The following is a 1,139-nucleotide window of genomic DNA, read 5'->3' on the forward strand; positions in this document are numbered from 1 at the left end:
GGCGCGGGGAACTGCGCGACCAGCCCCCACCAGAGCCGCAGATCCAATGGGAACGTGAAGAAGCCGGGCTGGTGGGGGGCGTTCCCACCAGCCCGGCTTCGGCTCTGTGACGCGGAGCCCAAGGGCTACTTCAGGCCGGAGTCGATCGCCGAGACGAGCTCACCGTTCGCGGTGTCTCCCGAGAACTCCCAGAAGAACGCACCGCCCAGCCCCTGCTGCTTCGCCCAGCCCATCTTCGAGCCGATCGTCGCGGGCGTGTCGTAGGACCACCAGTCGGAGCCGCAGTACGCGTACGCCGTACCGGCCACCGTCCCGTTCGCCGGGCACTTGGTCTTGAGGACCTTGTAGTCCTCGATGCCCTGCTCGTACGTGCCGGCCGCCGGACCCGTCGCGGTGCCGCCCGGCTCCTTCTGCGTGACGCCGGTCCAGCCGCGTCCGTAGAAGCCGATGCCGAGCAGCAGCTTGTCGGCCGGGACGCCCTGGGCCTTGAGCTTGGCGATGGCGTCGGCCGAGGTGAAGCCCTCCTGCGGGAGGCCCGCGTACGAGGTGAGCGGGGAGTGCGGTGCGGTCGGGCCCTGGGCCGCCCAGGCTCCGAAGAAGTCGTAGGTCATGACGTTGTACCAGTCGAGGGACTGGGACGCGCCCGCGTAGTCGTTCTTCTCGATCTTGCCGCCGGCCGAGCCGTCGGCGGTGATGGCCGCGGTGACCAGGTTCGAGGAGCCGAACTTGGCGCGCAGGGCGGTCGTCAGCTTCTTCAGGGCGTCCTGCCCGGAGGTGTCGCAGGACAGGCCGCAGGCGTTCGGGTACTCCCAGTCGATGTCGATCCCGTCGAAGACGTCGGCCCAGCGCGGGTCCTCGACCAGGTTGTAGCAGGACTCGGCGAACGCGGCCGGGTTCTGGGCGGCCTCGCCGAAGCCGCCGGACCAGGTCCAGCCGCCGAAGGACCAGAGGATCTTCAGGTTCGGGTGCTTGGCCTTGAGCTGGCGCAGCTGGTTGAAGGCGCCGCGCAGCGGCTGGTCCCAGGTGTCGGCCTCGCCGGAGACGGAGTTGGCCGCGGTGTAGGCCATGTCCGTGTCGGCGTAGGAGTCGCCCATGGTGCACTTGCCGCCCTGGACGTTGCCGAAGGCGTAGTTGATGTG

Annotated in this window: 1 protein-coding gene; it reads right to left on the reverse strand. The window is 69.4% G+C overall.

The window, feature by feature from the left end; genetic code table 11:
- Nucleotides 1–125: 125 nt before the first annotated feature.
- The coding region (locus tag GTW43_RS33380) for a glycoside hydrolase family 18 protein (protein WP_161305728.1) at nucleotides 126–1,139 on the reverse strand (1,014 nt) is incomplete at its 5' end.

Origin of the sequence: Streptomyces sp. SID5785 (genome assembly GCF_009870065.1) — a bacterium.
Taxonomy (GTDB): Bacteria; Actinomycetota; Actinomycetes; order Streptomycetales; family Streptomycetaceae; genus Streptomyces.